The organism is Bifidobacterium coryneforme (assembly GCF_000737865.1).
Taxonomy (GTDB): Bacteria; Actinomycetota; Actinomycetes; order Actinomycetales; family Bifidobacteriaceae; genus Bombiscardovia; species Bombiscardovia coryneformis.
Genome location: NZ_CP007287.1, coordinates 1256752 through 1281097, shown reverse-complemented (window position 1 = coordinate 1281097; position 24346 = coordinate 1256752). Strand labels below are relative to the sequence as shown.

Here is a 24346-nt window from a genome sequence, read left to right as displayed (position 1 = left end):
TGTCTGATCGAATCAGTTCCCGCGCCACGGCTAGGCTGGAGTATATGCCAGGACTGATCAAGAAAGACGACATCGAGAAGGTGCGGGCCAAGGCCGACCTGTATGAAATCGTATCCGAGAGCGTGACCTTGAAGCCCTCGGGTTCGGGAACATACGTGGGTCTGTGCCCCTTCCACGATGAGAAGTCCCCCTCCTTTTCGGTCCGACCCTCCATGGGGGTCTGGCATTGCTTCGGTTGCGGCTTGGGTGGGGATGTCTTCACCTACGTCGAGCGGGAAGAGAACGTAGAGTTCGGTGATGCGGTTGAAATCCTGGCGGACAAGTACCACATCGAGCTTCACTACGACAATGACCGCAGGGAACAACGGAAGGGGTCCAAGAGGGCCCGCCTGCTGGAGGCCAACGAAGAGGCCCAGCGGTTCTTCGTCTCACAGATCATGACCAAGGAGGCCCTGGCCGCCCGCAAACTCCTGGCAGGACGAACCTTCACCCAGGCCGACAGCACCCATTTCGGGTGTGGCTACGCTCCTCGCGGCTGGGACAACCTCGTTCGTCACCTCTCCACCAAGGGATTCACTCAGCAGGAGATGCTGGATGCGGGACTGGCCAGACAGGGGCAGCGCGGTATCTATGACTACTTCCGCGGCAGGGTGACCTGGCCCATTCGTGACTCGACGGGCCGCACTCTGGGGTTCGGAGCCCGCAAGCTCTTCGAGGACGACAGCATCGGCGCCAAGTACATCAACACCCCCGATACCCAGCTCTACCGGAAGAACCAGGTTCTCTACGGTATCGACCTGGCCAAGGATGCCATCGTCAAGAAGCGCCAGGTGGTCATCGTCGAGGGGTACACCGATGTCATGGCCTGCCACCTTGCCGGTGTCGATACTGCTGTGGCCACCTGCGGAACGGCCTTTGGCGAGGACCATGCCAAGATAGTCCGCCGGCTCATTTCCGACGATGCCCTGGGGGCGATTCAGCTGGTGGGGCCCGTCCGGGGCTCCCGTGTGGTCTTCACCTTTGACGGGGACGCAGCGGGGCAGAAGGCCGCCCTCCACGCCTTCGGGCTTGACGGCAGCTTCCTCACCCAGACCTTCGTGGCTGTGGCGCGGGACAACCTGGATCCCTGTGATCTGCGTATCCAGCATGGAGATCAGGCCGTCAAGTCCCTGGTGGATGAGGCGAGGCCCCTCTATGATTTTGTGATTGATTCGGCCGTTGATATGTTCGATACCCAATACACGACCGGGCAGATGGGGGCGGTCAAGGCCGTGGCGCCTATCATCGCCCAGATCAGGGACCGGTCGCTGGTGGGCATCTATACCCGGAAGGCTGCACGCAGAATCGGTGTGGATCTGGACCTGCTTCAACAGGAGGTCAGTGCCGCTCGGCGGAGTATGCGCATACACGACCAGAGCGCCTATGCGATCAGGCAGTCCCGGTACGGCAATGCCGGAAGGGAACCGTCCGACCGTAATCCCTATGAGGAGTCTGCGCGTCGCCGGGAGCTGGAGAAGAAGGATGCGGCCGACCAGGGATACTACAGGATTGACGATTCCGTTTTTATCTGCGAGCAGCAGTTCATGGGCCTGTTGATTCAGATACCTCGCGCCGTCAATCGTGATGTGTATAGCCAACTGAGCGTCGACAGCTTCGTGGTTCCCATCTTCCGCACCCTCTATCAGGCCGTGGAAGCCGCAGGCGGGCTGCCAGCCGCAGACACCCCACAGGGTCTGTGGATGCACAATCTGAGCAAGGAGGCTGGGCCCTTGCTGGAGTCCGCCATCAATGAGCTGGCGGTCATGCCCCTGCCCTTGGCTGCTCCCGACAAGGATGCGCAGTCTCCGGTATCGGGCCGCGTCGGTCCTGCCGGTGGTCCGGGTGCCGGTCAGGAAGCGGAGCCTGCCGCAAACGCTGCGGCCATACAGCTCAGAGAGGCCACCGCAGAAGAGCGGCAATACGCCTCGGAACTTCTGGCCAGGCTTCTTGATGCCACCTATATGCGGTTGATTTCCGCCGCCCGTCACCAGATGAACCGACTTCCGGATGGTCAGGAGAAGTTCGACCTTCTGGGCAAGATCACCGAGTATGAAACCCTCCGTAAGGAACTCAGCAACCAGGTGTTCGGCAACGTCAACTGACTGAGGAATGGTAGTGGTCCGGTTTGCATCCTTGCTTGAAAAAGGGAGCGGACCGGGTCCGGGGTGGTGGTGAGTCCTGTCGATAAGCTGTCAGTATGGAAAACGACTGGCAGAGCGAAGTGCCTATATCCGGCGGCGAGGCTGTAGAAGCATGTGAAATCTCCGATTCGCCAAGGGGCGGTACCCGCTGCTCTGGCAGGATGGACGGGGATGGGCTCCCTCTGGCTGTCTTCTGGGATATGGACGGTACCCTCATTGATTCGGAGCCTTACTGGCACCAGGTGGAGATAGAGCTGACGCAGCAGTATGGCGGGTACTGGAACGACGAGATGGGGTGGCAGGTGTCAGGGAAACCGCTTCCCCAGGTTGCGCGCCTTCTCAGGGAGCATGGGCTACAGGTTCCCGAGGAGGATATCCCCGGTATGCTCATCGACGGTGTCGCCCGCAAGGAGCAGGAACGCATGCCTTGGATCAGTGGGGTGTTCGACCTCTTGGAGGCCCTGTCGCAATCCGGCGTCCCCTCTGTCCTGGTCACCACATCACCGCGGCGCATGGCCCGGGCGGTGGTTGAGCAGGCGCCCCGAGGTGCATTTGTGGACTTCGTCTGTGGCGATGATGGGCTGGCCCAGAAACCTGATCCGGCCCCTTATCTGCATGCGGCGAAACTTGTGGGTATAAAAGAAGCCGATTGCCTGTCCGCCTGCATCGCCTTCGAAGATTCGGCGACGGGCCTTCGCTCGGCGGTCGCTTCCGGTGTCACAACGATCGCCTTCACCGGAGTCACCCCCAATCCACTTGTCGATGGCCCGCAATTCGCCTCCATTGACAGCTACGTCGGCCTCGGCCCGAACGATCTGGGTGCCTTCGTGGCAGGCAGGGGTTCCGGGCTGCATCCCTGACCGGGTGACAGCAAGGCCTGATGGACGGATCTGCAGGTCCATCACCTTCTGCAACCAACTGTTTCCGCATCGCCCTGGGACCGGCTCTGGCCCTGGGGTAGACTGTCTCGGGCAAGCTGAGATTGGAGAAGGTGATGAGCGAGGGGAAACGGACGTCGGGGGACGTGTCGGGCAGGGTGTTTACCCGTCGGAATCTGGGTATTCTTGCAGGAATCATGGCCTTGGCGGTCATGTCGCGGTTCGATTCCGTCATCTCGCCCTCGGTCGCAGCCATCCAGGCCTCCTTCCCTCACGCCGACCCATCCACGGTGGAATCGGTGGTGTCGGTAGGGGCGTCGGCCGCGATCGTTTCCGCCCTCCTCTTTGGTCAGCTCATGACCTGGATGAGGTTCAGGACCGCCGGTTGCATCAGCTGTTTCTGCATCGCTCTAGGCGGGTTGCTTCCCCTGTTCATCCATGACAACGTCAACCAGCTTCTCGTCTTCGCCCTGGTGGTTGGGTTCGGTGTGGGCATCACGACGACGATCCTTCCCAGCCTTTCGGCGCGCTTCTTCAGGGGGGATCGGCTGGCCGGACTCATGGGGGTGGTTCTGGCTGTCCAGGATGGTTCATCCATGCTCATCCTTGCTCTGGGCGGTTTCCTGGCCAAGGGCGGGTGGCTCCATAACTACTGGTTGTATCTACTTGCCCTGCCTGCCCTGATCATGGTCTTCTTCCTGGTTCCCAATGTGGGCACGGTCGAGGAGGACGAAACGGAAACCTACCATTCGGATTCCCCCACATCCGAAGTTGGACAGCAATACTGGTGGGGTATCGTCTCCTGCGTACTGATAGGATTCCTCAGCATCTTTTTGGTGGCCGTTCTTTACAACAAGCTGGCGGTCTACATAACCCGTTACGGCCTGGGAGATACCGGTGCGGCAGGTCTGGCATTGATGTTCAATACGGGGTCGTCCGTCGTGATAGGTCTCAGCATCAACGGGATCCGGCGTCTGCTCCGCGAATGGACGATTCCCGCCGCCTTTGCCCTGATGTCCGTGGGTGCGATCCTCTTCCTGGTCACCCGCTCATTCCCCCTGGTCTGTCTGTCCGCCTTCCTGGTGGGGTCGGGCAGTGCCATCATCATGGCCACCTGCCCCTTCCTTCTGTCCAATCTGACCTCTCCCAGGCGGTACCCGCTGGTGATGGGTATCTTCTCGGCCACCACCAGTCTGGGATTCACCACGTCTACCTGGGCCTTCAAGGGTCTTTCCGGACTTTTGGATCTGAATCCGGTGACCGGCAGCTTCGCCGGTATGCTCGTGATTTCCCTGGTGGCGGCGGTCATCCTTGCGGCAACGCGGTTCCAGAGGCGTATGGAGACCCACTTCATCAAAGGGTGAGTCGGTTCAAGGACGCAGTAAACCGGAGTGCCCGGAATGACCGTGGACGGGTCCGGTTCGACGTCTCAATCCTTGTCGATGGCCTTGTTGGAAGTCTGCACCTCCAGGAGGCATCCTTTCGGGGAGGCGAAGGGCTCCAATCGGGTCCTTGTCCGAAGTCCCCTGCCTGCCATGATCCCCTGGATCATGCCCAGGTGGATGGTGCAGATGATGGGGTGGGCTAGGGCGTCATCCATGAAGGGGCAGGCCGTCAGATAGCAGCTTCGTTGATCTTCTCCGATGGGTTCCGGCCTGAACCCCAGGTTCTCCAGGACGTTCAGTGGCGGTCCGGAAGGGTTTGACGGTGAAGATCCGCCGGCTGATCGGTGTTCCCGATTGGACAGGTGCCGGCCCCAGGTTCTCCCTGCTTCAAGGGCGGACTCGACTCTGGCCTGAGGGTCGGCGATGGATGATTCCAGGGCTATGCAGAGCGAGGCAATCATGTCCTCCCTTGCCTGCTCCTGGTCTGCCGGAGTGTAGATGATACTCGGCCTTCCGCGGCCGCTCTTGTGGCTGTTCGGAGAATTCGCTCCGGCGGTCTCCGCTTGGTGGCGAATCAACCTGCCCTGCTTCACCAGATGTTCGAGATGGAAGCGGGCTGTTGTCGGATGGATGCCGAAGATCATCCCGACTTGATATGCGGAGAGGCCCGGGGCGCCGGAGCGGGTTTCCCTCTGAATGCGGTCGAGGATTGCGGAACGCAGAGCTTCCCCGTTTCGTCGTTTGGCGGGGGTCTCGTTTCCGCTGGAAGGGGTTTGAATTTCCTGACTCATCGATTAAATTGTATAACTATCCAATTAAATATGAAACCACGGCAAGGTGGTCGATTCCATGCAGGATGACAAGACGACGCGCAGGACCGGAGACAAGGCTGCCCTGCCCAAAGCAAGGATTGCTCTCCTGGTCGGTGCGGGACTGGCGGCCCTTCTCGGTCTGGTTGCGGCGCTGATTCGTGCCGACCTGATTCATCCCTCCGGCAGGGTCCCCCTGGCTGACCTGCATGGAGGCTTGATGGTCTACGGGTTTCTGGGCTCGGCCATAGGCCTGGAACGGGCAGTGGCCTTTCGCTCTGGCGGTCCCGGCAAGCCGCGCTGGGGATTCCTGGCTCCGGCCATGGGTCTGCTTGGATCGCTCCTGGGCATCATGGTCCTGGTGGCTTCCGCTCTGGGTGCCCAGTCCGGGGTTCTCAGGATTGAGCTCTTGGCAGGTATTCCCTGGACCCTGTCCATGTTGGCCTTGACGGCTGTGTATGCGGCCATATGGCGCCGTCAGGCATCGGCTGAAGTGCTGATACAAACGCTTGCGTCCTTGTTGGGTCTGGTCGGGGCCGCCGGTTGGGTGGCTGGATTGGACTCCGCCGTTCTTTCTCCCTCCTGGTTGCTCTTCCTGGTACTGACCATAGTGGGGGAGCGGGTTGAACTGGCCAGGGCCGCTTTTTCGAGTGTTCGTCTGGAATCGGGGATACTCGGTTTGAGCCTCCTGCTGGTGCTGATGTTGCCTGCCCAGTGTATGGCTCCCCAGGTTGGGTATCCGCTTCTGGGATTGTCCCTGGCCCTGCTTCTTCTGGTTATGGCTGGTCACGATGTGGCCAAAACCACCTTCCGACATGGTGGACTGCCTGGATTCATGGGAACCTGCATGATGTCCGCCTACGGATGGGGTCTGCTGGCGGCTCTGATCTGGATGGTCGCCCCGTTGGATTCGCAGACCTATTGGGGAGACATGGCTCTGCATGCCCTGGCCATAGGGTTCATCCTGACCATGGTCATCGCCCACGTGTGTATGATCGTCCCCTCGGTCATCCGCAGGCCCCTGCCCTTCCACCCATTGCTCTGGGTGGCCTGGGGATTCATGCAGGCCGGACTCCTCATTCGGCTCCTGGGTACCATTCGGCTCTTCACGCCCATGTGGAAGGTGGGGAATGCCCTGAATGTTGTGGGGATGCTGGCCATGATGATGACCGTGGTCTACCTGGCCGCCTGCGGGAAACGGATTCTGGCATCCAAGCGGCAGCACCGCCGGCAGGGTGAGGATTCGGTAGACGGAATGCCCGAGGCGATTGTGCTGCGCAACGATTTGGTCCTTACCGCCATTACCGTCCTGCTCCTGGTCGCTGGAATGGTTCTGATGGTGATTCGTCCCGGGCTGGTCAAGTCGGCAGGAGACACATCCGGTATCGGGAACAGTTCTGTCCACGCGGTGGAATACGGCGTGATGCCGGCGGAAAACGTCAAACCCACCGGACATGTCACCCAGGTGACGGTGGGGGTGAAGGGTATGGCTTTCGTTCCTGACGCAATCACCGTGCCGGCAGGCGACCGTCTGGTCGTAGACTTCCGCAACACCGGCGACCAAAGGCATGATCTGGTTTTTGCGAACGGTAAGGAGACAGGTGTGGTTCCTGTCGATGGGGCCGCGCGTATCGATGTTGGCGTAATCGGGGCCGATACCCTTGGCTGGTGCTCCCTGGCGGGGCACCGTCAAATGGGTATGGAGCTGAAGGTCAGGGCCAAGGGGGCGGCATCCACGGCCGGCGACCACCACATGGAGGGTATGGCGGCGATGGGGTCTGGTGATGTTGCGGACTCTTCCGTTCCGACAGCCGCCAAGCTCAAGGCCCAGGCTGAGAAGTCCAATCCCGCATCAGCGGCCCTTACGCCCCTGAAGGACGGAAACCGGGCGGGAGTCCGGCAATATGTATTGGGCATCAAGGAGCGCAAGGAAAAGGTGGCTCCCGGGCTCGAACGGACTGTGTGGAGCTTCGATGACGCCGATGACCCACGTGATTCGGATTCGCGCCCCCGCGCCCAGGGACCGGTACTCAGGGGGCATGTGGGCGACACCTTCGAAGTGACCGTTCGAAACAAGGGCAGTATGAGCCACTCCATCGATTTCCATGCCGGCCCCGCTGTGCCGCAGGTCATGATGCGCAACATCGAGCCTGGCAAGGACCTTCGGTACACCTTCAAAGCAGAGCACGCGGGTATTTGGATGTACCACTGCAGCAGTGAACCCATGTCCAACCACATAGCCAACGGTATGTATGGGGCGGTGGTCGTGGATGATGGCACCCTGCCGGCCGTTGATGCCGAGTATGTCCTGGTACAGTCGGAAACATATCTGGGTGCCAAGGGTGGAACGGCCGATTCCGTCAAGGTGGCGTCCATGAACCCCGACATCATGGCCTTCAATGGTCGGGCATTCCAATATGACGCCCACCCGCTCGGGCTCAAGGCTGGCGAACGGGTCCGCATATGGGTGCTGGACGCCGGTCCCAATCAGCCCCTGGCCTTTCATGTGGTCGGTACCCAGTTCGATACGGTCTGGACCGAGGGGCATTATCTGATTGGCGGAACGGCTGCTGCAGACCCATCAGTATCGGCCTCTGCCGGGGCCCAGGTCCTGCCCCTCTTGCCCGCCCAGGGCGGCTTCGTGGAATTCAGGGTTGACCAGCCGGGTGACTACCCCATGGTCAATCACACAATGAGCCTGGCCGAAAAGGGCGCACACGGACTCTTGCGGGTCTCATGAGCGATGGCAGCGTAATCGCGTATCGATGATGCCGCTTGGTGGAGCCGAGATTCCATCTCGATAGTGGGTTCTTGGTTGATGTTGTATTCGAGAGAATTTGTGTTTGCGGCAGATTGGTCATCTTGTTTTGAGGGTTGTGAAATTACCCGTTCGTGAGATTGCAGTTGGGAAGGTCCCAGAGTTACAGCGGAATCCCATTTTCCGTTGCTAAGCGCATAATTAATATATGACTGCTGAGACTACGGAGCCAATTATCGTAAACCTGCCATATGGCAGATGTGAATCGGATTCCTTCCGATCGGCTGTCCAAAACCAACTAGACAGTGCCGATATGCGTTCGAGCCAGTCTCTGTTGGAGGATTATACCCAGTATCTGCTGAATTACCCTACCGTCTACGTGGTTTACGCAGCCGAGGAATCGAAGAATCCGGCTCAATCACAATACCGGTACCGAGCGTATGTCGGAGAAACCAACGATATCATCCGCCGTACTCAACAGCACCTGGGTACTGGTTTGGGGGCACGTGCTGACTGGCTCGAGGTAGCTCAAGCAGTGGCCGACAACCCCGAGGCATTCTGGCAATATGTCATTTCTCATCCACTGTTCAACAAATCTCTCACGTTGGATGTTGAGAACCGTTTAATGAGCTATCTGCTCAGTACGGATTCAGTGGTTCAACTGCAGAACAGACGTGCCAATCCCCAAGGACGGTATTACACATCGGATAAGTTCGAGGGCATTTTCTCTCAAATCTGGCATACCCTGCATGAGGAAAATCCGGTCCTCTTCCCAACGGAACAGGTTGTTAGAGATTCGGCTCTTTTCAAAGCCTCGCCCTTCCATGAACTCAGTCAAGAGCAAAAAGAGGCGGAGGAGGATATCCTGTCTGAAATAGCTCCGATATTGCAGCAAGATGACGGGACGCAAGGGAAAAGTATCCCTAAATTAATCTTCGTTCATGGTTTGGCCGGAACGGGTAAAACCGTGTTGCTCAGCCATTTGTTCTACAGGATTATGACAGAGGTATCGAGTTCTGCCCCTGTTCTCGAGGTGCTCGGCGAAGAGGTGCTAGACCATTCAGGAGAATCCTCGGATGCCCAGCAGGGGAGCATGTCGGCTTACCTTGTTGTCAACCAGTCTGAACAAGTAGCTGTTTATGACCAGATTGCTCTTAAGCTGGGCTTGCAAAGGGAGTCTAAGGAAATTGTCCTGAAGCCAAATGCTTTTATAGCCAGGCATAGTGGAAAACTGGGCAACGGTCGTCCTAATTTGGGAACGGTTACAGGGAAAGCCGACGTGGTACTCATTGATGAAGCCCACTTATTGATGACTCAGGGTTATCAGGCATATAGTGGCCGCAGTCAGCTCTATGACATCATCCGACGGGCACGAGTTGTGATAGCGGTTTTTGACCCATTTCAGATTCTGCAAGCTCGACAACAATTGAACTCTGATCTACTTAAAAAGGTCCTGGGGCCAATAGAGGGAGATGGTCAGATTCAAACAGTTCCTGCTGGACATATGAGCGATTTCAGGAGGGCTGAATTTGGTCCTGAACTCGGACTGCCCAAGGAAACTGTCGAAGTGGCTCATATTCGTTTAAAGCAGCAGTTCCGCATAGCTGCCAGCGACGGAATCGTTGAATGGTTGGACAATATCATATCTGAAGGTGTTATAGGGACTCTTCCTAGTGATCCGGGCGAGGTGGACAAAGATGGAACGTGCATACGGGAGCCTTATGAAATCAGAGTTTTCGACTCTCCGGTAGATTTGTTTAAGGCCATCAAAGAAAAGGATTGCGAGGGTACTGATGGTTGGAGGGGCAGAGGACTATCACGTATTTTGGCTACATACGACTGGAAGTATACGGAAGGATCACCGAATACAGATGATCCTTTAGGGTATTGGAACGTCAGCCTCTATCGGGATGGCGATCGTTGGATCCCTCTGCAAGCTGGTGATGCCGAAATGGCCGAGGTGAGAGCAAGGCTGTGCAAAAAGACGGATCGAGCCAAACGGGATAAACAAGTGGGCGTGCTGAGTGATGAGTTCTTTTGCAAGCCTTGGAACAATCAAATCCGGGAGATCGTGCCGAGGAATCAACGGGTTGATGGCAATAAAGCTTGGGCGGAAAAGAGGCACACGATTGATGAGATAGGGTCGACCTTCACCATACAAGGGTTCGACTTGAATTTTGCCGGGCTGATTATCGGGCCGTCGGTCAAATATCGTGATGGGAAAATCAAATTCGACAGAGATGCCAGTGCGAATTACTTGGCGACGAATAGGCGGCATGAAGGTAAGAATAGCCATGATTTTTCTGAAACCAATCTCAGGAATGAACTCAATGTGCTGTTAAAGCGTGGGGTTCATGGGCTGTATCTTTTCGCGGTCGACCCGGCTTTGCAGGCGAAGCTAAAAGAGGCGGTCGGCAATATTGCCGACTGAAGTGCCTGCCATAGGTGGTAATTTCGATGCTCTGCTCTTGTGGGTGTCGCCATTTCAGTAGATATCTGAACTTGCCTACCCCCCCCCCTGGTGGTGCCGGCGGATTATGCCGGGTGTGTCTACTGTCGGATTTTGCAGGAGGGATCGGGGAGAACGAGGCCAGGAATCTGGAGCACAAATGAAGGATAGTTCGTTTTTTTATGGGTTTGGCACACATATGGCACTCAAACTGTGGGTGATTGGCTGGTTGAGCTGATAAGCAGAACCCCTACTTTTTCTATTGGGAGTAGGGGTTAGGCCGGTGACCCCGGCCGGATTCGAACCGGCGACCTACAGATTAGAAGTCAGTTGCTCTATCCAGCTGAGCTACGGGGCCAAACGTTACCATTGTACCCACAGGGCCAGCCCGGCGAGTTACCGGCAGACGGTCGGTGCGCGAGGGCCGGTGTCGGGCCTGATGGCATGAACTAGTCTTTGCCGTGAAGCGCCGAGATGATGGAATCGGTCATATCCTCCGTGTTCAGCCTGTACCGCTGATTGAGGGTGGTCAATGGCACCCGGTCATTGATTTCCTTGTCGGCGCCGAAGGTGAGGGCTTGGATGGTGTTGGATTCGAGGCTGGCTGCGATTCCTTGTCCCCATCCGCCCAGGAGCTGCCCATCTTCAATGGTCACCACCAGACGGTGGTTCCGGTCCAGTGCTTGCAGGGTGATCAAGTCGGGATGCGAATACTGATGAGGGTCCATGACCGTCGCATTGATGCCGGCCCGCTCCCGGAGGGAATCGGCAACCTGGCAGGCTTGGGGAAGCATGTCGCCCAGCCCCAGGATTGCCACGGTATCGCCCTTTCGCAGCACTCCGTAGGAATCCCAAGGGTCCTGGGAGTCGGTGCCGGTTCCGGGATGGTTGGAACCTGGTGCCATCCCGGGTTCCATGGACAGCCGACCCTCCAGGGTATCGGGCAGTCCGGCCGCGCGTTCGGAGGCTAGGATGCGCTCTCCGGGCACTCGAATGACGACCGGGCGACGGGCGGGGCCGGTGGCCCAGGCCAGCATCCGGAGGAAGTCGGCGCCGCTCCCGGGTGCCAGGCAGGTCAGTCCGGGTATGGAGTTCATCATGGCGATGTCGCTGGCCCCAGAGTGGGTGGCATCGGTCCCGGATATTCCGACGGAGAAGTTCAGCAGGGTGACGGCACTCCCATTGATGGCCATCTCCTGCTCGATCTGGTCGTAGGCCCGTTGGAAGAAGGTGGATGAGGTCGCTACGACGGGGGTTCCGCCAGCCTTGGCCAGTCCAGCCGCGAAGGCCACGGCGTGTGATTCGGCGATACCGACATCCAGATAATGCCGCCCCGCCTCGCTGCGGAATTCGGGATCGATGCCATTGGACAGGGGGGTTGCGGGGGAGATGATCACCAGTCCGGGTTCGTTCTGGAACCGGGGCTGGAGGGCTTGCATGGCCATCCTCCCGTAGACCTTACGGGAATTGGCTGCCTTACTGTTGGCCTTGATGCCGTTCTGCCAGTGGTTGGCCTCCACCTGTCCCTCGGCCGGCAGTGCCGGCAGGGTGGGTTCATCCGCCCCGGCTCCGGGTTCTTCGCTCCTGCCCTGTCCGAGTCCGAGCCCCTTGCGGGTGTGGATATGGACCACCACCGGATGGTCGATGTCCTTGACTTCCGAGAAGGCCTGCACCAGGGGGCCTATGGAATTGCCTTCCTCCACATATCGGTAGTCCAGGTTGAGATCCCGGAAGGGATTTCGCTCGGATTGGCCGCCGGTGGCCCGCAGGGCGGCCAGTGACCGGTAGAGTCCGCCGTGGTTCTCGGCGATGGACATTTCGTTGTCGTTAACCACGATGATCAGGTTGCCGCCCTGTTCGGCCGCCCAGTTCAGGCCTTCAAAGGCCGGGCCGCTGCTCAGAGCGCCGTCGCCTATGAGGGCGATGACGTTTCCCGTGCCTCCCGCAAGGTCTCGGGTCTTGGCCAGGCCACAGGCCAGGGAGATGGAGGTTCCGGTGTGTCCAAGAACGAAGTCGTCGTATTCGCTTTCCTCCGGGGATGTGAAGCCGGAGACGCTGCCAAAGTGCTCAGGGTTGGTAAAGGCCTGCTTCCGACCGGTCAGGATCTTGTGGGTGTAGGCCTGGTGGGAGACGTCGAAGACCAGATGATCATGGGGCAGGTCAAAGACCCTGTGCAGGGCGATGGTGGCCTCCACGACGGCCAGATTGGATCCGAGGTGCCCCCCGTATCGTCTGCAGTAATCGATCAACAGGGTACGGATTTCCTGGGCCAGGCGGTCCAGCTCATCCCCGGTCAGGTTTTTCAGGTCCTGAGGGGAGTCGATTCCATCGAGAAGTGTACCCATGCCTGTCAGCTTTCCCATCCTTCCGGTCCGTAGACCACGACCAACACGATGCGGCAACGATTCTATCGGCTGGGTGATGCGATGTCTTCCAGAACCCCATATGTTCACGATGCCCGGCCCTAACATCCATCAGACTGACACGATTCGCATGGCAGGAGTTCCGGTTGGTCGATGAACTGGGTGATTCGGCCTGTTTTTCAACGGGAATCTCTCCGGGGATGGGTACTATCGAAACTGCCGAGCGAGGGAGATCCGAATGGTTGATACAGACGACGATAAGGCCCTGGTTGCAGTGGTGATGGGGTCATCCAGCGATTGGGAGACGATGCGGGAGGCCTGCGCGGTTCTGGACAGGTTCCAGGTCCCCTACATGAAGCAGGTCATTTCGGCTCACCGGACGCCGGGACTCATGGCCGACTTCGCCCATGAGGCTCGGTCCAAAGGCATCAGGGTCGTCATCGCCGGAGCGGGGGGTGCCGCCCACCTGCCTGGTATGTTGGCTGCCCAAACCACCCTGCCGGTCATTGGGGTACCCGTTCAGTCACGTGCTCTGAGTGGCGTGGATTCCCTTCTCTCCATTGTTCAGATGCCCTCCGGGATTCCTGTGGCCACCACCGCCATCGGCAAGGCGGGAGCCACCAATGCCGGCCTGCTGGCCGTCAGTATCCTGTCCACAACGGACCAGGGTTTGGCGGCGGACCTGGCGGATTATCGCGAAGGACTCGCCAAGAAGGTGGAGGAGTCGAATGCCGAGCTTGTCTGAGGAAACGGCGGGGCGTATCGATCATTTGGAACCCGGCGCGGTCATCGGCATCGTCGGGGGTGGTCAACTGGGGCGGATGATGGCTCTGAGCGCCAGGTATCGCGGATTCCGCATCGGCGTGCTGGACCCTATGCCCGACTGTCCGGTGGGGCAGGTGGCTGATTTTCAGATCACGGCCGACTATGACGATCGGGATGCAATCCGTCGGCTGGCGGAGCGTAGTGATGTCCTGACCTACGAGTTCGAGAATGTTGACGCCGAGGCCCTGGACGGGGTCCGGGACCAGGTGGCCATTCCCCAGGGGACCGAGCTTTTGCGGGTCACCCAGGACAGGGTCCACGAAAAGACCTTCGTCAACCGGCACGGGTTTGCAACAGCGCCCTGGAGACAGGTCGATGGGATGGACGACCTGGAGAAGGCCTTGGATGAGTTGGGTTACCCGACCGTGCTCAAGACGCGCACTGGTGGCTATGACGGCCACGGGCAGATGGTCCTGCGGTCGGCGGACGACCTGTGGCAGGTGGCCGAGCGGACCAGACAGGACACAGCAAGGGGGGTGGGGTTCCCGCCCTCTATTTTGGAGGGGTTCGTCGATTTCTCCTTTGAGGCCTCGGTCCTGGTGACCGGCAACGGAAGCCAATATGTGACCTTCCCGATGGTTCGCAATGACCACCGACACAACATCCTGCACATGACCCTGGCACCGGCCGGGGCCGGCCGGGAGATCGAGGAGGAGGCCGGACGACTGGCCCTGAGGCTGGCTGAAGGATTCAGGCTGGCCGGCACTCTGGCCATAGAACTCTTCGTGATGCCGGACGGAGGCCTGGTGGTCAACGAGATGGCCCCCCGTCCCCACAATTCCGGTCACTACACCATCGAGGCCTGCTCCCTGGATCAGTTCGATGCCCACATCCGAGGTATCGCCGGATGGCCCCTGGCTCAGCCACGTCTGCTCAGTCCTGCCGTTATGGTCAATATCCTGGGGCAGCATGTAAGGCCGGTCCTGGGGCAGCTTACAGATCATCCTGAGTGGAACCTGCACGACTATGGCAAGGCCGAGGTGCGGACCGACCGGAAGATGGGGCATCTGACCGTCCTCACCGATGATCCCCGGGCCACGGCTCGGGACCTGGAAGCCTCCGGCTGCTGGGATGACCTGCGCTGAGCCGAAACCACTTACCCCTTTAGTCGGGGTGCTGTAGGGTGGAATGGCTTAAGGAGGGCTCTGAACGATGACCACCAGTGCTTCCAGGAAGACCAGGCAGAAGGACGCCGTCTGGCAGGCCCTGCGCGCGCAGGATGATTTCGTTTCGGCCCAGGACCTGTATACGGTCCTGAACGATTCAGGGAGCCATATCGGTCTGGCCACTGTATATCGGCAACTCAGTGCCCTTCACCTTTCGGGGAACCTTGACTGTATAGAACACGGCGGAGTGCGTCTGTACCGGATCTGTGCAGCGCAACGCCGCCATCACCATCATCTGGTCTGTGAATCATGTGGAAGGACCGTCGAGATCACTCCCCCAGATGGGGGGTGGCTCGACTCGGTGGCGCAGGCATACGGGTTCACGGTCTCGTCCCATACCCTTGAGGTCTATGGCCTCTGCGGCGATTGTCAGGCGGCCCCGGTCGAGCAGTGAATCGGTGGTCTGGCCTCAGGCGGCCGGGTGGTCCGGTTGGTCGTTTTCCCTGTCGGTTTCTCCGGGTTGCCCGGTATCCGGCTCCTTGCTTCCGGCCCTCTCTTTGGAGGAGCTGCTGGGCATGATGGACTTCAAGGCATCCAGTGCCTGGGATGCCTTGAGATCGGGCAGATAGGCCTGGAGTACCGACAGCCCGATCTGTGCCAGCTGGGCGGGATCGGGGTAGCAGATGTAGACAGGATGCTCAGCCGGTTGGAACTTCTTCTTGAAGAAGAAGAGTGAGTGGAACCCGTAGGCAGGCTCCATCAAATCGGCCACCATGCCCAGAACGTGCTGGAGGAACTCGGTGTTGCCTGGTGCCTCGTCCTGGTCGGGGTCCATTCCGGCCAGTGGTGCAGCCGAGAGGCTCATGAATTCGACGGTGCCCTGGTCGCGCAGCCTTTCGGCCATGCGGGCTATGAGGAACTCCATGATTCCGTTGGGGCTGTCGGTCCGGTGCCGCATGAAATCCAAGGTCCATCCGATGATCTGCCCCTGCCGGTAGGTGGGCATCCAGCTGGTCACCCCGAGGACCGTTCCCTCGGCGTCGATCGCATAGAGGATGGCCATGCGGGGGTCTCGGAGCTCGTCCAGACCGCCCAGGGTGAACTTCATCTCGGGCAAGGCCTTGAGCTCTGCCCACTGTTCGGATATATCCACGATCTGGGACTGGACATCCCAGGGTGCGTCGTTGAAGGTGGTCAGCACGTCGGTGATATTGTCCCGCTTGGCCTTGTTGATGGCGGTGCGGATATCCTGCCATTTCTTTCCTCGGGTCTGCCACTGGCTGGGGGTGACGACCATCTCCGAGCCCACTTTCAGGGTGGACCAGCCCCGGAGGGCCAGCTGGTCCCGCTGGGGCTTGTGGACGCTGTAGAAGACCGGGGACCAGGAGTGCTCGGAGCAGTACCGGGAGAAGTCATCCAGATCCGTCATGAATTCGTCCGGGTCGCCGAAGGGGCCGGTGGTGGTCAGGGCGATGCCGTGCATGACCCGGTAGGCGATTGCCGACCGGCCGGTGGGTGAGAACCAGTAGTTGTTGCCTTCCCAGGTGGTCATGAACGACATGCTTTCACCGCCGGTCTGGACCAGGGCGCCGGCCCGTAGGCGCTCGCTCTCATTCTGGATGACGGAGGAACGCATCCAGGCCAGGAGGACCACCAGGAAGACCATCCAGAAGATGAATCCGACCGCATCGCTGACCACCAGGCTGGTCAGCGTCCGGGGAACCATGAAGGGGCGGAACCGTCCGGCAATGCCGTTGGGGAGGTAGAGCTCAGGCAGTTCAGACATGACCGTGTTCAGGGTTGCCCTGGGCCGGAAGGACCAGGGGCTCGCCGTGGCGAAGGCGATGTACCCGACTGCCGTGGTCACGAATCCCACCAGGATCGCCACCCAGCCGATGCGGATACGGGAGGGTATGGTGCGCACCAGGAAGACATGCATGTTGCGGATGATGAAGAGGCAGAAAACCAGTGGGGGAAGGGCGATGACCAGGAGGGACGGGACGGCTCCGTGCCTGATGGCCTGGGGCAATCCGTCGCCGATGGTCATGGGGAAGACCAGATAGTAGAGCAGGGCGAGCACCACGGTCAGACCATTCAAAGCCAGGCTTGCGGCGGCCGCCACCCGCCGACCGTGGTAGATGCCCCAGGAAATGGCCAGCATGACCAGGGTCGGCATAAGCAGGGTCAGCAGGGCTCCACCGATGGTGTGGTTTGGCGTGAATCCATACTGGGCATAGCAGCTGGCCTGGTTGTCCCTGGACAGGCAGCGTGCCAGGCTGGTGCTGGTGGCATGGTTCGGACTCAGGAACATGCCCAGGGGGGTGAAGAACCCCGCCCTGACCTTGGATGAGACGGTTACCAGGGGGCCGAGCGCGAGGACCGTGGAAATGGCTCCGAGGAGGTGTCTGGTCTCATAGGCTCCGCTCTTGCCTGGCAGGTCGGCATCCTTGAGGGGGCCGTGCCAGATGTGGCCGACCATGTGGCCGATCAGGGCCGCGGCCAGGGTGCAGTAAACGCCTGGATTGCCGGTGTAGAGGACCAGGAGGATAAGGGCCGTGTATCCGATCAGCCCGATTCTTCTGCGCCAGAGGAAATCGCTGAAGGGGATGGAGGCCATCAGGGCGCCGATGACCAGTGCTATCGGATTCAAGGTCATGGGGATGCGGAGGAACCAGGACCAATGGTCTTCCAGGGCATTGATGCCCGCGCATATCAGTAGGCCAACCACAGCCCCGCCCACGGCGCTGATCAAGGAGGCCATGATTGTTCTGCGCCTGCCCAGGCGGGTTTCCGCAATGCAGAGCACGACCAGAACCAGGAGGGAATCGACAATCAGCTGCCCGGGATTGCTGGTGATGAAGAGGGTGATGAGGAGTCGTGCGAATTGGAGGGGGAGCCCTGGCGCATGGGACCCGGGCGGGGGCGCCAGGTGCTGGCGGGCAATCAGGTCGGCCAGGGGGGTTCCCATACGGGTGGAACGGGGTATGCCCAGGAACCATATGATCAGCCATGAAAAGAGATTGACGGCCACCAGGACCAGGGTGAAAGTCAGGGCAAGAACATGTCGCTTCATCCACCTGATTGCATCCTGGGCCAGAACGGCCCGGGCGGACTTCTCCATCATGTTCGGGCCTTGCTGCATTGTTTCCATGTTCGCTTCGATTCCTGTTCCTGCCGATGGTCTGTGGTGATTACTGCAACTGCAGTCTGGTGATATTGGGGATGGTCTTCGATGGCTCGGTCCATGGGGCCCATCCCCATACGTTCTCCCAGCCATTCCAAACCGGGGCTCCAGGCGGTCCTGACCGTATGCCAGTCGTGGCCCGATCCTTGGGCCACGACCGCCTCAACCGTCATTCCAGCGGATTTGGCGGCCTTGGCGATGGTCATCATGCTCTGCCGGGAGTGGGGGTCCTGGGAGCCGGCGGCCGTGAAGAGGGTCTGCTTGGACGGCGCTTTGGCGGCGATGGCCTTGGTCGGGACCTGGGCCAGGAACCTGGAACGGTCGCCGCCGAAGTAGTCCCGGATCATCTGTTCCTGCTTGCCCTGGGTGGGTTCCAGCTCCCCGTCGGCGGGAAGGATGTTCCCGTAGATTTCGGGGTGGCGTGGTCCGAGCTGGGTGGAGCAGGTGCCGCCCTGGGAGAATCCGCCGATGGTCCACATGGAAGGCTGGTTGGCGACTGGCAGGTGTTCCCTGATCCAGTTCGGTACGTCTCGGCTCATGTAGGTTTCCGCATTTCCGTAAACGGGGGAGTCCACGCAGAGGCTGTTGTGGGTGGAGGATCCGTTCTGGTCGGGGGAGACGACGATGGGTGCCAGTCCGTTGTGACGGGCGGCGTAAGAATCCATGAGCGATGGGATGCCCGCGGCGGTGAAGAGACGGTCGGGGCTGCCGGGCTGACCTGCCAGGAGGACGAAGACGGGCAGTGCGGGTGGTTTGGGACTCAAGGCAGCCGGTGGCAGATAGACATCGGCGGGGCGGGCGTGGAAGCTGGACTCTCTGCCGACGATTCTGACTGTATATGCCTGCCCCCGGGCTGGATGCGGTGGTGTCTCCCCCCTGGAGGCCAGGCCCTGCCAGTCCGCAACCGACATAACCGGCTGTTTGGGGGAGGACTCTTTCAGTTCCTGGTAGATGGGCACGCTGAAGATGGATCCGATGGTTGTGTATTCCCCGTATATGATGTCGATGCGCAAGGCTGCGGACAGAACCGTGAAAAGGATGGTCAGGGCGGCCAGGGCCCGTTTCCATCCATGATTGTGCATCAGGGCCATGGTCGCGAATCCGGCCGCAAGGCAGCCCAGACCAACGGTCAGGATGACCATCCAGCCCAGGGATACCCCGAAGACCATGAAGACATCGGAGACAAGCCAGGCCAGGAGGAGTCCAGTAGCGCCGCTGATGAGACCAACGGCCACTTGACGGAGCAGGTCCTTGGGGCGGCGGTCCAGGAGCGCCATGACAATCAGGGCCACCAGCGTCAAAGCGGTCAGGGTGAACAGGGTGGTGGGCAGTCCCCCTGATGTCAGACGAATCCGAGACAACCACTTGAGCATGGGTTCCTTCCAATCAAATCATCGTCCCGTTCGGTGTGTGGACCGTCCTGAACGGGGTGGAATTCCGTCTCTGCTGATGACTGTTTTACTCCTATTTGCCCCGCATTACGTTCCCCTGGCGCAAACTTCAATGCTATCCAGTTCTCTTCACGGGTAGCGCTACTCCGAACCTGGCCGAATCCTGTGGTGATACAGGCCGGGCCGTCGGCGTGTCGGCCCGGGGCACCGGGACTGTCCACAGGGTGGAGGATGCTACTCTTATTGATAATCAATCTCAGTAAAGTTATCCGGATGTAACAGGTCCGGAGAAGGAGCCCGTGAGCAACCATGCCCAAACGCAGTCTTCTCTCATCCCTCCCATCCATTGTGGCTGCCCTGGTCTGCCTGGCCCTTCTGGTTTCCACGGCAGCCTGTGGTGCCTCCGAGCAGGGTGGGCAGGGTTCCGGGCCGATTTCCGTGGTCACCAGCATCAACCAGTGGTCCTCCCTAGTCACACAGCTGGGCGGGGACCAGGTCGAGGTGAAGACCATCCTGAAGAACACCTCCACCGATGCCCACGACTATGAACCCACCACGGCCGATATCGCCATGATCAACAAGGCCGACCTGGTCATCGTCAACGGGGCCGGGCTGGATGGATGGGCCACCAAGGCCGCCAAGACCAATGGGACGGAGCTCGTTGACCTGGCGGCCCGATCAGGGCACCGGACGGGCGACAATCCGCATATCTGGTTCTCCTCCCAGGCCCGGTCCGATGCGGCCAAGGCCGTCACCCAGGCTTACAAGAAGCTGCGGCCCCAGGAATCCAAGCAGTTCGACAGCCTCAATAAGGCCTGGAACCGGAAACAGACCGAGCTCAAGGAGCGTATCGCCAAGGTGGGGGAGGAGACCAGGGGGAAGCGGTTCGCGGCCACCGAATCCGTGGCCAACTACCTGACCGAGGACCTGGGCATGGAGGATCTGACCCCGCAAGGGTACCTGAGGGCGGCGGCCAACGAGAGCGAGCCGTCTCCGGACGATATCCGTCAGTTCCAGGAACTTCTCAGAGAGTCCAAGGTGGACCTTCTGGTCTTCAATTCCCAGGAGTCCAACAGCATCACCGACCAGATCATGGGGGCGTCCATGGCCTCCAAGATTCCCGTTGTCCGGGTCAGCGAGCAGATGCCGTCCGAGTATCAGACCCTGGAGGATTGGATCGACGCCCTGATTGAGGAGTTTGCCACCGCCGCCGATTGAGTCCGGTGGTGCCCGACATGCCACCCTGGCCTCGCTGCCTGCGTGGAGGGGCCCCGGTGGAGGCGCGACGAACCGGCGCGGATCCGGAAAGGGGTTCGGGTGAAGCCTCTTTTGCCTGCGGATTGTCTCATCGGCTGTGAAGAATTGCCTGGTATGGTGTTTCCGATGATTCCATCATTGTGCAGATTGTGAATTGTATTGAGGTCAGGAGTTTCCCGTGAGTCAAACAGATGCCAGCTCTGAGTCCGTCCAGGATTCTCAGACCCGGCAGGAGCGCCCGCAATCAAGGTTGGATGCCTTGAAGGACCGTTTCTCCCCCAAGGCATGGGTCTATGCCTTGGTTTTCATATGCATGGACTTCATGACGGTGGGCATCCTGCAGTGGGGTGTCTCCCTGGACAGCTCCCGGGTGGAGCTCTCCAATCCCCTGATCGGGTTCTGGGGATTCATCTCGGCCATGTGGACCGATTGCCGTTTCGTGCTCATCCTCAACATGCTTGCCATCGGTCTGGTCTATGCCGCTCTGATTTTCCTGACCAACCGGTTCTGGGTCTCCTCCGGCATCATCGTGACCGTGGCTGCCGTCATTGCCGTCATCGAGCGACTCAAGGTCCAGTCCAGGTACGAGGTCATTCTTCCATCCGATCTGAATTTCCTCCATGCCGATGCCGGTAACCTGGTCTCCTTCATACCCTCCGGTGCCCTGATCAAGATTCTGGCCGGTCTGGTGGTGTTGGCCCTGCTGGTTCTGATCTGCTGGCTTCTTACCCACATGGACGCCGGGCGCGGTCGTTGGGTCCGTACCGGCAACAAGCCTCTGGGGGCATCGGTCCGCGTTGTCGGTGTTCTGGTTCCGACACTGGTGATTGCGATCTTCATGTCAACGGTCGGCACCTACGGCAGCCCTGCTTATCATGTCTCCCAGTGGATGGGCGACAAACCCTCCATGTGGGATTCGGTCTATGACGCCCAGCGCAACGGTGTCTTCGTCTCCTTCTCCCGGCAGCTCAAGCCCAAGGTCATGGAAATGCCTGCCGGATACAGCAAGGACACGATGGAGTCCGTGGCCAAGCGGTACAGGTCGGAAGCCGAGAAGATCAACCAGGACAGGTCGGCCTATACCGATGAGTCCACCCTGGTCTACATCCTCTCCGAGTCGTATTCGGACCCGACCAGGGTGCCCGGAGTCCTTCTGAATGAGGACCCCATGCCCAACATCCGCCAGATCAAGCGGGAGACGACCAGCGGCCTCATGCTCTCCTCCGGCTACGGCGGCGGTACGGCCAACCTGGAGTTCCAGGCCATGACCGGCCTGAGCATGGCCAACTTCGACCCCTCGCTGACCTCGCCTTATCAGCAGGTGATTCCCCACCTGCAGTGGATACCGACCGTCAACCGTGCCTGGGCCAAGCCTTCGCAGTCCCAGGCCTTCCACCCCTATGAGTCCTCCATGTACTCAAGGGCGGATAACTACAAGAAGTTCGGATTCTCGCATTTCTACTCCCTGACCGGCCCTGACTACATCGCCCACCAGGAGAGAATCGGCCGCAGCCAGTACGCCTCGGACAAGGCCTCCTATGACAGCGCCTTGGAGAAAATGGGCGATGATCAGGGCAATCAGTTCATCGAGATCATCACGATGCAGAATCACATGCCCTATAGCGACTGGTACGACGACAACCAGTTCTCGGTCTCCACGGATGACCCGTCAAGGCCTTTGGGTGATGACGAGATGAATTCGATCAGAACCTACGCCAAGGGGGTCAGTCTGTCCGACCAGGCCACCAAGGACTTCCTGGATGCTCTGGACAGGCAGGAAAAACCCGTAACCGTGGTCTTCTACGGTGACCATCTCCCCGGAATCTACGGCACGGCAAGCTGGGACAAGAACAACTCCCTGGCCCTCCACCTGACGGACTACTTCATCTGGTCCAACAAGGCCTCGGCCTCCTCTGGGCGACAGATACCGAACAGCCAGTACTCGTCGCCGAACTTCTTCCAGGCCCAGACGGCCGAGCACATGGACACCAAGGTATCGCCCTATACGGCCTTCCTGACCTGCCTGCATCAGCGGATCTCGGCCCTGGAACCGCCGGTGGCCAACCAGATTCAGGGATGGGACAGGATTCCCGAGGGGCAGACCAACTACCTGGATGACCAGGGCAATCCCATGGATGCCAGGGAGTTCGATAAGAGAACCAAGCAGTTGATGGAGGATTACCGCGGCTGATTCAGTACGACATAATGGCCGGGGAGCAGTACCTGAAGGAAACGGACTTCATGTCCACGCCCACCAGGGCATCGGATGCCAAGGCCGCGCGGAAAAAGGCCCAGGCCCAGGCCGCGAAGAAGACCAAGGCCACCAAGGCCGGGCAGCAGGTGGATGAAGACCAGGAGGGGAAGGACACCTCTTCCGGACAGTAGAATCAGGCTCCGGGAATACAGCAGGACCCGCCAACCCTCACGGGGAGGCGGGTCCTTGTTGTTCCTCGGGTACAGGACCTCAGAGCGCTTCCAATCCCCTATGCCCTATATCATGACGGTAGAAGAGGCCGGATGTGTCCAGGCCATCCAGGAGACCGTAGATTCTCTCCTGAGCCTGACGGAGGTCAGGGCCGCTTGCCCGGATTACGGCGGTTCTGCCGGAGGCGGCGGTCAGCCCGCCCTGGATGGACCCATCAACCCCGGCGTAATAGGCCTGAAGGTCTTCCTGCGGCTCAACCAAGGGTACCGGGGCACCCTTGTCGGGATGTCCGGGATACCCGTCGGCTGCCAGGACCACGCAGATTTCACTCACATCCCGGCGCCAGGTGAAGGTCGGTTCCCCTCCGTCCATCAGTGTCCTGATGCCGAGGGCCAGGTCGCTGGTGAGGAGGGGGAGCACGACCTCGGTCTCGGGGTCCCCCATCCTGGCGTTGAACTCGACCACCTTGGGGCCCTGGTCCGTGACCATCAGTCCCGTATAGAGGATGCCGGTGAAGGGTGCGCCCTCTTCGACCATCGCCTTGACCGTGGGCTTGACGATGGTCTCCAAGGCCATGTCGGCCAGGTCGTCACCGAACTGGGGAAGGGGGCTGTATGCACCCATTCCTCCCGTGTTGGGCCCCTTGTCATTGTCATAGGCAGGCTTATGGTCCTGAGCGAGGGGCATGGGCCAGACCTGCTCGCCCCGGACGAAGCACATCAGGGAGCATTCCTGGCCGCTCATGTAATCCTCGATGACCACCCTGGCCCCGGCCTGACCGAAACGCCTGTCGACGAACACCTGCTCCAGGGCATCCAGGGCCTGATCCAGGGTCATGGCCACGGTCACCCCCTTGCCGGCAGCCAGTCCGTCGGCCTTGACCACAATCGGTGCGCCATGCTCCCGTACGTACTGTTGTGCCGGTTCCAGGCTATCGAAAGTGGCATAGGCGGCGGTGGGAATCCCATGGCGCCTCATCAGGGCCTTGGCGAAGTCCTTGGATCCTTCAATCTGCGCGGCAGCCCGGGTGGGGCCGAAAGCGCGTATACCGGCCTCGGTCAGGTGGTCGACCAGGCCTTCGATCAGGGGCTGTTCGGGGCCAACGAAGACCCAATCGATGGAGTGCTGATGGATATAATCCACTACTGCCGCCGAGTCCGTCGTGTCCAGGTCGGCCAGATGGATGCCATCCAGGGCCATACCTGGATTGCCCGGGGCGCAGAAGACCTCGTTCACGGCCCGCCCGGCCAGGAGTGTGACCGCTATGGCATGTTCCCTGGCTCCCGAACCGATGACCAGAATCCTATCCGACATTCTCCGTCTCCTTTTCCGATTC

14 protein-coding genes, 1 tRNA gene and 1 pseudogene are annotated in these 24346 nt (G+C 60.0%); 10 read left to right on the top strand and 6 right to left on the bottom strand.

Going from position 1 to position 24346, the window contains the following annotated elements; genetic code table 11:
* Nucleotides 1-44 precede the first annotated feature (44 nt).
* The 3 genes from dnaG (at nucleotide 45) to bcor_RS05060 (ending at nucleotide 4422) form a co-directional block, all read left to right on the top strand.
* Complete coding sequence (gene dnaG, locus bcor_RS05070; RefSeq protein ID WP_033497768.1) at nucleotides 45-2141, top strand: DNA primase; 2097 nt, start codon at nucleotides 45-47, stop codon at nucleotides 2139-2141.
* 200 nt (nucleotides 2142-2341) lie between these two features.
* On the top strand, nucleotides 2342-3040 hold the full coding sequence (locus bcor_RS05065; protein ID WP_033497769.1) for an HAD family hydrolase: 699 nt from the start codon (nucleotides 2342-2344) through the stop codon (nucleotides 3038-3040).
* A gap of 134 nt (nucleotides 3041-3174) precedes the next feature.
* Nucleotides 3175-4422: an MFS transporter gene (locus tag bcor_RS05060; protein ID WP_081830804.1), complete on the top strand. Its 1248-nt coding sequence runs from the start codon at nucleotides 3175-3177 to the stop codon at nucleotides 4420-4422.
* Between the two features lie 65 nt (nucleotides 4423-4487).
* Here the strand turns inward: bcor_RS05060 and bcor_RS05055 are convergent, their stop codons facing one another.
* Entirely contained in the window at nucleotides 4488-5234 is a 747-nt protein-coding gene (locus tag bcor_RS05055; protein ID WP_033497771.1) for a helix-turn-helix transcriptional regulator, read from the bottom strand.
* 58 nt (nucleotides 5235-5292) lie between these two features.
* Between bcor_RS05055 and bcor_RS07530 the strand changes: the two genes are divergently transcribed.
* Nucleotides 5293-7992, top strand: coding sequence for a multicopper oxidase domain-containing protein (locus bcor_RS07530; protein ID WP_052115178.1), 2700 nt, complete (start codon nucleotides 5293-5295; stop codon nucleotides 7990-7992).
* Nucleotides 7993-8323: 331 nt separating this feature from the next.
* Nucleotides 8324-10441 (top strand): DUF2075 domain-containing protein, encoded by a 2118-nt coding sequence (locus tag bcor_RS05045; RefSeq protein WP_238548544.1) that lies wholly within the window; start codon nucleotides 8324-8326, stop codon nucleotides 10439-10441.
* 302 nt (nucleotides 10442-10743) lie between these two features.
* Here bcor_RS05045 and bcor_RS05040 read toward each other — a convergent pair.
* Together bcor_RS05040 and bcor_RS05035 are read right to left on the bottom strand one after the other, a co-directional pair.
* Nucleotides 10744-10817 (bottom strand) — tRNA-Arg (locus tag bcor_RS05040).
* Nucleotides 10818-10908: 91 nt separating this feature from the next.
* The gene (locus bcor_RS05035) at nucleotides 10909-12804 is read right to left on the bottom strand and encodes a 1-deoxy-D-xylulose-5-phosphate synthase (RefSeq protein ID WP_148303969.1); all 1896 of its coding nucleotides are present in this window, start codon (nucleotides 12802-12804) and stop codon (nucleotides 10909-10911) included.
* Nucleotides 12805-13060: 256 nt separating this feature from the next.
* Between bcor_RS05035 and purE the strand changes: the two genes are divergently transcribed.
* The 3 genes from purE to bcor_RS05020 all read left to right on the top strand — a co-directional run bounded on the left by purE (nucleotide 13061) and on the right by bcor_RS05020 (nucleotide 15207).
* Nucleotides 13061-13567, top strand: a complete 507-nt coding sequence (gene purE, locus bcor_RS05030) for a 5-(carboxyamino)imidazole ribonucleotide mutase (RefSeq protein WP_033497775.1) — start codon at nucleotides 13061-13063, stop codon at nucleotides 13565-13567.
* Nucleotides 13551-14732, top strand: coding sequence for a 5-(carboxyamino)imidazole ribonucleotide synthase (gene purK, locus bcor_RS05025; RefSeq protein ID WP_033490469.1), 1182 nt, complete (start codon nucleotides 13551-13553; stop codon nucleotides 14730-14732). Before purE ends, purK begins: the two co-directional genes overlap by 17 nt.
* Before the next feature lie 67 nt (nucleotides 14733-14799).
* The gene (locus bcor_RS05020; RefSeq protein WP_033490467.1) at nucleotides 14800-15207 is read left to right on the top strand and encodes a Fur family transcriptional regulator; all 408 of its coding nucleotides are present in this window, start codon (nucleotides 14800-14802) and stop codon (nucleotides 15205-15207) included.
* A gap of 15 nt (nucleotides 15208-15222) precedes the next feature.
* Here the strand turns inward: bcor_RS05020 and bcor_RS05015 are convergent, their stop codons facing one another.
* Nucleotides 15223-17895: a bifunctional lysylphosphatidylglycerol flippase/synthetase MprF gene (locus bcor_RS05015; RefSeq protein ID WP_238548543.1), complete on the bottom strand. Its 2673-nt coding sequence runs from the start codon at nucleotides 17893-17895 to the stop codon at nucleotides 15223-15225.
* The gene (locus tag bcor_RS05010; RefSeq protein ID WP_081870363.1) at nucleotides 17874-19310 is read right to left on the bottom strand and encodes an alpha/beta hydrolase; all 1437 of its coding nucleotides are present in this window, start codon (nucleotides 19308-19310) and stop codon (nucleotides 17874-17876) included. The genes bcor_RS05015 and bcor_RS05010 overlap by 22 nt, the downstream gene beginning before the upstream one ends.
* 327 nt (nucleotides 19311-19637) lie before the next feature.
* On the opposite strand from bcor_RS05010, the gene bcor_RS05005 reads away from it, so the two are divergent.
* Nucleotides 19638-20546, top strand: coding sequence for a metal ABC transporter solute-binding protein, Zn/Mn family (locus bcor_RS05005; RefSeq protein ID WP_033497777.1), 909 nt, complete (start codon nucleotides 19638-19640; stop codon nucleotides 20544-20546).
* A gap of 217 nt (nucleotides 20547-20763) precedes the next feature.
* Nucleotides 20764-22970, top strand: a pseudogene (locus bcor_RS05000) (sulfatase-like hydrolase/transferase).
* A 79-nt stretch (nucleotides 22971-23049) separates the two neighbouring features.
* On the opposite strand, the gene purD reads toward bcor_RS05000, so the two are convergent.
* Nucleotides 23050-24324, bottom strand: a complete 1275-nt coding sequence (gene purD, locus bcor_RS04995) for a phosphoribosylamine--glycine ligase (protein ID WP_033497781.1) — start codon at nucleotides 24322-24324, stop codon at nucleotides 23050-23052.
* Nucleotides 24325-24346 lie beyond the last annotated feature (22 nt).

Bases quoted from the DNA above. Each gene is read 5' to 3' on its own strand.
- bcor_RS05015 (WP_238548543.1), bottom strand. From the start codon at position 17,895: ATGCAGCAAGGCCCGAACATGATGGAGAAGTCCGCCCGGGCCGTTCTG.
- purD (WP_033497781.1), bottom strand. From the start codon at position 24,324: ATGTCGGATAGGATTCTGGTCATCGGTTCGGGAGCCAGGGAACATGCC.
- purK (WP_033490469.1), top strand. From the start codon at position 13,551: ATGCCGAGCTTGTCTGAGGAAACGGCGGGGCGTATCGATCATTTGGAA.
- bcor_RS05055 (WP_033497771.1), bottom strand. From the start codon at position 5,234: ATGAGTCAGGAAATTCAAACCCCTTCCAGCGGAAACGAGACCCCCGCC.
- dnaG (WP_033497768.1), top strand. From the start codon at position 45: ATGCCAGGACTGATCAAGAAAGACGACATCGAGAAGGTGCGGGCCAAG.
- bcor_RS05010 (WP_081870363.1), bottom strand. From the start codon at position 19,310: ATGCTCAAGTGGTTGTCTCGGATTCGTCTGACATCAGGGGGACTGCCC.
- bcor_RS05045 (WP_238548544.1), top strand. From the start codon at position 8,324: ATGCGTTCGAGCCAGTCTCTGTTGGAGGATTATACCCAGTATCTGCTG.
- bcor_RS05020 (WP_033490467.1), top strand. From the start codon at position 14,800: ATGACCACCAGTGCTTCCAGGAAGACCAGGCAGAAGGACGCCGTCTGG.
- purE (WP_033497775.1), top strand. From the start codon at position 13,061: ATGGTTGATACAGACGACGATAAGGCCCTGGTTGCAGTGGTGATGGGG.
- bcor_RS05065 (WP_033497769.1), top strand. From the start codon at position 2,342: ATGGACGGGGATGGGCTCCCTCTGGCTGTCTTCTGGGATATGGACGGT.
- bcor_RS05060 (WP_081830804.1), top strand. From the start codon at position 3,175: ATGAGCGAGGGGAAACGGACGTCGGGGGACGTGTCGGGCAGGGTGTTT.
- bcor_RS07530 (WP_052115178.1), top strand. From the start codon at position 5,293: ATGCAGGATGACAAGACGACGCGCAGGACCGGAGACAAGGCTGCCCTG.
- bcor_RS05035 (WP_148303969.1), bottom strand. From the start codon at position 12,804: ATGGGTACACTTCTCGATGGAATCGACTCCCCTCAGGACCTGAAAAAC.
- bcor_RS05005 (WP_033497777.1), top strand. From the start codon at position 19,638: ATGCCCAAACGCAGTCTTCTCTCATCCCTCCCATCCATTGTGGCTGCC.